This is a genomic window from Nostoc sp. ChiQUE02 (assembly GCF_034531305.2).
Taxonomy (GTDB): domain Bacteria; phylum Cyanobacteriota; class Cyanobacteriia; order Cyanobacteriales; family Nostocaceae; genus Nostoc.
On the sequence record NZ_JAVRBN020000101.1, the window covers coordinates 1 to 7,951 of the forward strand.

The window sequence follows — 7,951 nt, forward strand, 5'->3', positions numbered from 1 at the left end:
TTAACCTCCGTGTTTCTTTAGGATTTTCTTCAATGTGCTTCAGTATATCACTCATATTTATGTGTCAAAAAACTTCTTTAATGTTCTTTTATCACAGAATGATACTATTTTGGAGATGTATTCTTTGCTGAAGACCTTGCTGGAAGTGCGACTTCTTCTAGGGGAATTTTGCGGACTATTCCCCCTAGATTTTGGGCTATTAATAAAGTTCTACTGTTAGCCAGAGATTGAGCCTGAGCATCACCCAAATAAACAGAAGAGGTGAGCATAACTATTCCTGTAATTGTTAAAACTTTCGGCAAATTAGTTGTGGAAAAAACCATCAGTTTTTTATTGTTCATTTTTTCTAAAAGTGTAAAATTGTCCCACTAACTAATTTTTCTTACTTGCTGACTTCAATAACTCTTTATTACCCAACACTAGCAAAAACTTGGTTTTTGATTCATCCAATACGGTTGGTTTAACTGGAAGGTAGCCAAGATTAGAAATTTCTTGGCCCACATAGGTCAAGTAATAGTTAATAAACCCTTCTAATTCCGGTCGCTTCCGAATCGCTTTGGCATCTGCATAAATGTACAAAGGGCGAGTAAGAGGATATCCTGGCAGGAAAGGGTCTACTTTATCAATAGCGATCGCCTTCAACTTCTCGCGGTTTTCTTGATAGGAGCCATACTCTAAGAAGCCAACCATGTAGGAATCAATTAAAGCTTCTGAGTATAACTGCTCTACAAAGTCATAAAATATCGTATTGGGGGCACTAGTAAGTTGGCTAACATTCCCCTTGAGAATAGCTTGGGCAAACAAGTCAACTGCTCCCCCCGTACCAGCCCCGGCTGGAATAATGCGTTTAATCAGTTCTTTTGGCCATTTGGGATTGACATCTGACCACTTTTGCACAGTAAATACCTTTACCAGCTCGTCGCGTGTCAGAGTGTTGGGGACAAAATTATTCTCAGAACTAACTACAATAGTCACGGCATCGGTAGCAATTTTAAAGCCTATCGGCTGAATACCTGACTTAGCACAGGCGGCTAACTCCTGACTGGTAATCGGGCGAACTGCATTGACAATATCTATGGTTTTATCCTGGCAAAATAGTTTGAAGCCAACGACCGTATCAATACCAGCGAGATTAATCTTGCTAGGATACCCGTCTTGGATAAAGCGTTGAGCAATAGCCTGACTAATTGGCAAAACTACCTGAGTTCCCGATATCGCTATTGTTCCCTCTAGTTCTAGGGGGTTTACCTCCGGAAGCACAATACCCTGTTGGGCTGAGTCTTGGGTTGAGAGTGATTTAACTAATTTCCTCTCGACTTTCTGAATACCTAAGTTTTCTTTTGCAGATTTGTCCAGATTAGCTTGATTATCAATATTTACTTTTGAGGTTTTTGGTTGACCAGTGCAAGCTGCTAATAGTAAAACTATGCTGCACAAAAATAAGTAATTTCTGAAATTTCTCCTGATTGATGACATTATCTTCCCACTTGCACTCGACGACCATTTTTGTTATTTGGCAGAATTACATCCTCCTTAATTCCTTTGGCAAATCGAACCATCTTTTTCCGTTCTTCGATATACTCAAGAATCTCTGAGGCAAATTTGTTGTTAGACTCGATTATTTCAATAACCTCGTCCGTTGGAATCACTACAACCTCAACATCTTCATTAGCGATCGCTGTAACTGGACTTACCTCTCCTGGAAAGATAGCCATTTCACCAAATACTTCGTTAAGTTCCAGCTCGTCCACTATCTGACGGTTCCCTTGCGCGTCTTTGAGATAAGCCTGTCCCGCACCCTTGAAGATAATATAAAGTCCCTCGTCTTCTTTACCTTCCTGAATAATTAACTCATCCTTACCGTAGGCTTTAAATTTAGCCCGTTCACTCAGTTTCTCAATCTGATTATCATTAAGAGTTAAGAAATATGGGAGCGATCGCAAATAAGTTACCAATTCCTGTTGGCGGTTCTCGACTACTTGAGGAATCCGGCTTGGTATTCCTTTTTGAGTATCGACATCGTACTGCACTTGAATCGGATAAGGCATAGTAAAGCCATAACGTTTGGTTATATAGTAAAGTCGAAATTTGAGTTCTGCAGAAACGATCCAATCTTCTTCCGGCAATACTTTATAGGAAAGCTTGTAAGTGATACTGAAGTCTTCATAGGAACTAACCAGAGCAGGATCTTTGGCTTCGATCGTATCTATACCCTCCGTCAAAGTATTTAGGGCTGAAATCACTTCACCAGGAGAATCGTCATAAGAAAATGAGGCGTAAATACTTTTCCAGATTCCTCTCTGACCGTAATTGATAATGCTTGCCTTCGACAACACTCCGTTGGGAACGTTGAATGTCATCACCGGATTTTTCATAGTGACTGACCACCAGTTTTGTTCAATTACCCGTCCTTGCTTTCCATCTAACTCAATCCAATCACCTGTTTTGAAAGGTTTGGCAAATAGCAGCAGTAATCCTGACACCAGGTTACTGAGAGTATCTTGCAGCGCTAGGGCAATTACCGCTGAAGCTATCCCCACAGCGCTGCCCAAGCCAGTCAAATTTATATTCCAAATTCCATTGATAATGTGATAACCAATGGCAAAGATTACCACACCCCTAGCTACCTGAAAGAACAGGCTAGGTACATGAATTTGCCATTTGATCGGTTGTTTTTTTGTGGTCAACAGGGCGTTAATTAAAGAAATTCCCGCCACAATCACGGCAACCCAAGTTAACGTTTCCACAAAACGTGCCCAGGAATCTTTGCCAGCGACGCTTAAAAGCTGTCGCATGACCAAAATTATGGCTAAGGGAGGTAACACATACTCCCGTATCTGACGCAGAGCAACTGCTAAGGGGTGCTGCTGCCGTTCTAATCTTGAGGCAGCTTCACCAAGCAATATACCGAACAATGGAAATCCCAGTCCCAAAAGTAATATCCATCCCAGAAATGATTTATCCATGACTGTTTTTTAATGAACAATGAACGGTGAGTAGCGGGGAAAAAGGCAGGAGGCAGGAGGCAGGAGTGTAGAATAGTTTAGTTTCTCCCAACTTCCTACTTCAAACTTCTAAACCATGAGCTACAGAGAGCAATTTATCTGGCAGCGTGGAGTCAAGCTTGCCATTAACTGCTATCGATTTACCGAAAAATTTCCGAAATCTGAGCTTTACGGATTAACTAGCCAGGGGGCAGAAGGCAGGGGGCAGAAGGCAGGAGGAAAGAAGCAACTGTTTTTTATTAATATGTAAAAGCGAGAACAAGGCGTTATTTTAACCTCCTGCCTCCTGCCTTTTAACTCCTGCCTCCGAATATATCCAATTTCTACATATTGCTTTAGGTTCGCTCCCTTGAACTTGACACTCAGTTGATTATTTCCAAGGAAGTTGGATTAGCATCCCCTGAACTATTTACTCCCGTTTTGGAAGAAGTCGATAGATTTCAAGGAATTTTAGTGTCAAGCATTCAAAAAATTAAGTCTTAAAACCCTCCTGCCCCCTGCCTCCTGCCTCCTGCCTCCTGCCCCCTGCCCCCTGCCTCTTGCCCCCTTCAAACGCCTATCTTTGAAAACTCAGGTTCCGCTGCTGCTTCTTTCATAATTTCGCTCAGGAATGTGTAAGCTTCTTCCCATGCTTTTCGCACTGGCGTAGTAAAGTCTTCACCCAGTCCTTGCGCTAACGTCCACAGCAAAGCTTCGCCGACAATATCGTAGTATTCAGCCTTGACACCATAGCTCGCATGGCTGCGACCAAGCTTCTGAACGGGACCGATAATCTTATCTGGTTGACGCAAACCTTCCACTGCAAGTGCAAGCGTAGCCATTAGCTTACGTTCCTGCTCTTTCATATCCCCCTTAAATAAAGCACGAAAAGAAGGTTCTAATTCAAACAGTCGGTTGTAAAACAGTTCGGCAGCCTTATCAGCGATGGGTTTAACTTTAGCAAAGGATGACTGAACCAACTCCACTTGACTTAGAACTAACTTCCTGGTGGTTACTAGCGTCCAGGTTTCTACTTCCCCCAGACCTTGAATTTTGACGACCGGGTTTTGGATGAAAGTATAGCTATCGGCTATGCGATCGTACACACTCTTAGTCAGTAAAATATAGTTCAACTCAGCTTGGCTTTGAAGATTGCTTGCTATATATGCTGTTTCTCCCCAAATGCTGTATCCAAATTTTTGTGTTCCGACTACCCCTGCTGTCACAGAACCTGCATGAATGCTGATGCGTAAAGCCAAGGCAGAATTGTGATTAACATTCAGACGCTGGATTATGTCTAACATGGCTAGGGCAAAATCAACAGTTCGCTGGCTGTGGTCAAATCTGACTTCAGTGAGTCCACACACTGCCACATAGCTTGTACTCAGAGAGTTCTGTCGTTCCAAGCCGTAGCGTTCTGCGGAGTCATCGAATTCATCAAATAGCTCGGTGAGCAATTTTGTGATCTCTGGCGGTGACAGGCGTTTGTTCAATTCAGCAATCCCAGCCAGATGAGCATTGAGGATGGTTACTTGCTTGAAGTTTTCCGCAATGGATAGCTCTCCTTGTTTCCTGCGTTCGGCGATCGCTCTTGGTAAGATATTCTGCAAGAGAATATCGTTCTCCTGCTTCTTGGTTTCCAGCTCTTCCTCAGTTTGATGTAATTTGTTCGCCACCTCTTTGAACTCTGTTGCCAATTCCCCAAACTCGTCAAGGGATGTCACATCAACTTCTGTATCCAGTTCCCCAGCACTCAGTTTCCGGGCGCTATCAGTCAAACGACGCAGGGGAGAGGTGAAAATTTTCGCAGCAATTGCCGCTAAAAACGCCGTCCCCAGTAAGAAAAGCGCCGCTGCAATCAGCAAAATTACCTGTAAAGTGTAAAGCGGACGATAAGCTTCTCCCACCTCCATCTCTGCTATAATCCCCCAATTTAACCCGTTCAACTTCAAAGGAGTGTAGGAACTCAATACTTCTGCTCCCCGATAGTTGCGGTCTACCATCATCCCTTGTTGCCCTTCTAAGGCGGCTTTGGCGGCTGGACTATTGATTTTCTGTAAGCTAATGGTAGTGTTGAAGTTATCCATCAGTTGCAGAGTTCTCTTGTCAGTCCCCGTGTAACGAACAGCATTTTGATATTTTTTGGGGTCTTCAACCCAAAAACGAGATGTCGAACGCATTAGGGAATCGGGCCCGACTAAATAAGCTTCCCCTGTTTTCTGCAAACCACTGTTTTCCCAATTATTATTCCGGCTAATAGCGTTGTTGATCTTTTCAATAGGAATTTGTACTGCCAAGATGCCAATCATGTTAGAACCGCTATAAATGGGCGTTCCCAGGAAAGCAGCCGGAGCATTATAAGAGGGACGGTAAGGCTTGAAATCAATAACCTGAATGCTACCTTGAGTCGGATTTGTCTGGACTGCCTGCACCAAATCCTTTAGTGCATTCTGGGAGTCATAACTCTGTAGCGGATTAGTAGCAAAATCTGACTCTTTAAAATAGGAATAGATGATATCTCCTGTTTTAGGATTAATCAAAAATAAATCGTAATAACCGAATTTTTCGATAATTCCTGCAAAGAATTGTTGATATTTGGCATGAGCTTTGGTGTAAGCGCTGCCATCACCAGCATCAAGAAGCTGGTCTTTTTTGCCAACTGGATTGGGATTAGATGCAATGTAGTGATACTGAAGATAACGAGCCGCTTGTCCGAGGGGCTGATAGACACTGGGAATCACTGCTTCAGGGGATAGATTCTTTTGCAAGCGAGGAAAAAATTGTTTGGTGTAGTAAGCATCCAATGCTGTATCCCATTCGGGGGGAATAAAGTTGCGCTCGAGGTTGCGGAAACCCCCATTCAAATCCACCATCGCTTTCACGATGTTGCCATCTGCCGCCAGCATCCCCACTTGGTTATTCAAATTTTCAAAGTACGACTCAAACTGCTCGGCTTTGGTTGTACGTATACCGGAAAGTTGCTCGGCGATTTTGCTTCTGAGGGTAGCTTGTGTTTGATACCAACCAATCCCACTAACTACTACTACAGAACCCAGGCTAACTCCCAGGAGCAATGCTTGCAGCTTGGATTTAATTGTCCAGTCACCCAGTTTTAGATTAGTTAGGGAGCCATTACGCAACTTCCGCCAGCGATTTTGGGGATTTAACATCTTTTTTATTAATTTTGATGGTGAATACTTAACCTGTTGCTTACGTCTAAACCAATATATTTACTATTTCTAGATTTTTTCAGATTTTGAACCTTGTATTTGTATTTCTTTGTTTTATCTATTTATTCAGATTAATGTATCTAAGTCAAGCAGCATCACAAATTATTTGTAAATAAGTTATTCCTGACTTTAAAGTAGGAAAAGTAGGGAAGGTAGGGAAGGTAGGAATCTAGTATAGGCAAGATTAAAAAAAATAAAATCAGCTTATTATGAGGTTAATTGTTGCAATACCGATAACCCATGTTAACTGAACTTCAGAAAAAGAAATTGACATTATTTTCATGTATTTGACGGCAGATAAAAATGGTGTTTTGCAAAAATTTGACTTTGATAAAATTGTCAATAGTGTTGCAGAAACTTACAACATCGCACAGGATTCAGAAACCTACCAATAATTTTTGGTTCTTCAGTACCTGTTATGCTAAATTATTAGTTAAACATAAAAATTTGGCTTAAGAAATAAGGTTAAAAGCCAAACTCAAGCAACTTTTTCCTAATGCCGAGTTTAAAATCATTCATCTTACTCGCTTTGCCGCAACAAGTATTAACGGTCTCTATGATGGCTGGCATCACCGAGGATTTTTCTCTCATAATTTAGAGAGAATTGCTAATTTAGCTATCCCCGGATATTCCGATGTTTTTGACTGGGGGAAACATTGGTGGAGCTATGAACTTCCTCCCCAATGGAAAGAGGTAATAAACCAACCTTTAGAATATGTTTGTGGCTTACAGTGGTCTAGTCCACATCAAGTCATTTTAGAAAGCCTAGAACAAGAGAAAGTGACTAACATTTTAAGAGTTCAATTTGAAGATATTCTTTCATCTTCGCAACAGCGGCTACAGACAATTGGTAGAATTTTGGAATTTATGGGCATTGAAGAAGATGATGCTCTCAAAAAAGTTGTTGACAAAATGCAACCAGTGATGTATTAAGTCCCAGCGAATGAGACTAGATGGCTTAATCAGAAAGCCCTGATTCTACCAGTTATCAATCAGGAATCAATTCGCCAGTTAACAAATGAATTGGGATATGAGAATAGGGAAACAGCCTTACTTACATCTGGTACATAAGTGCCAATAGCACAAGTCTACTTTCTGGTAGCAGGCATTGTAGCAGTGATAGGATATCGAACACGGGCTGGAGAGTGAGTTTTGAGTTGTCGTTTTGAGAGACAATAACTCTACTACGGCAGCCCTATCTCTTCATACTCTTTTTTTGGCGAAGGTATTGACTACTGTACCGTATATGCTGTCCTATTTATTAAATCCTTATCTAGCAAGCTTTTCGAGACTTAACGGGAGAAGTCAGAATCTCAGGTTGGTTCCAACAGGTGCGATGAGGAATTACAGATACTTGCGTCAGCAGCCGTTTCACCTCTGTTGGGGCGATCGCTCTTATAACTTCATTAAAAAATCAGCAAACGAGTATTACCCTCTAACCCCAAAGTTCGTCCAGCTTCATATCGTTGATGTCTATTGGGGAGATCGATCGCACAGATATCTGTCCTCCTCCTTCACATCGGCATTTGTTCGCAAATAATCCCGCACCCAGTCGCAACCAAAAGCCAGGGGGTCTGTATTGAATGGCACTAAGAAAAGCTGAAACACTTGCAGTTTAAGCAGTTTGCAATTGTTTGCGTAACTCATGCCGGGGTTTGGTCATCAAGGGGTAAATTTTGGGGCGACGTTTACGAACTCGTGGTTCACTACGACCTGGGCGTTCTGGAACAGCCTTGT

General features: G+C 42.0%; 6 protein-coding genes and 1 pseudogene. 3 read left to right on the plus strand and 4 right to left on the minus strand.

Going from position 1 to position 7,951, the window contains the following annotated elements; translation table 11 throughout:
- Positions 1–104 precede the first annotated feature (104 nt).
- From RM347_RS35195 to RM347_RS35205, 3 genes are read right to left on the minus strand one after another with little or no spacing between them, the layout of a single operon-like run.
- A complete protein-coding gene (locus RM347_RS35195; RefSeq protein ID WP_322715515.1) occupies positions 105–341 on the minus strand; it encodes a hypothetical protein in 237 nt (78 codons plus the stop codon).
- A gap of 31 nt (positions 342–372) precedes the next feature.
- Entirely contained in the window at positions 373–1,437 is a 1,065-nt protein-coding gene (locus RM347_RS35200; RefSeq protein WP_322715514.1) for a substrate-binding domain-containing protein, read from the minus strand.
- A gap of 38 nt (positions 1,438–1,475) precedes the next feature.
- A complete protein-coding gene (locus tag RM347_RS35205; RefSeq protein ID WP_322715513.1) occupies positions 1,476–2,966 on the minus strand; it encodes a cyclic nucleotide-binding domain-containing protein in 1,491 nt (496 codons plus the stop codon).
- A gap of 115 nt (positions 2,967–3,081) precedes the next feature.
- On the opposite strand from RM347_RS35205, the gene RM347_RS35210 reads away from it, so the two are divergent.
- On the plus strand, positions 3,082–3,255 hold the full coding sequence (locus tag RM347_RS35210) for a four helix bundle protein (protein WP_416211856.1): 174 nt from the start codon (positions 3,082–3,084) through the stop codon (positions 3,253–3,255).
- Between the two features lie 58 nt (positions 3,256–3,313).
- A pseudogene (locus RM347_RS35215) lies at positions 3,314–3,488 on the plus strand (four helix bundle protein); the annotation flags it as partial.
- A gap of 65 nt (positions 3,489–3,553) precedes the next feature.
- On the opposite strand, the gene RM347_RS35220 reads toward RM347_RS35215, so the two are convergent.
- A complete protein-coding gene (locus tag RM347_RS35220; protein ID WP_322715512.1) occupies positions 3,554–6,154 on the minus strand; it encodes an adenylate/guanylate cyclase domain-containing protein in 2,601 nt (866 codons plus the stop codon).
- Between the two features lie 840 nt (positions 6,155–6,994).
- On the opposite strand from RM347_RS35220, the gene RM347_RS35225 reads away from it, so the two are divergent.
- Positions 6,995–7,147, plus strand: coding sequence for a hypothetical protein (locus tag RM347_RS35225; protein ID WP_322715511.1), 153 nt, complete (start codon positions 6,995–6,997; stop codon positions 7,145–7,147).
- Positions 7,148–7,951 lie beyond the last annotated feature (804 nt).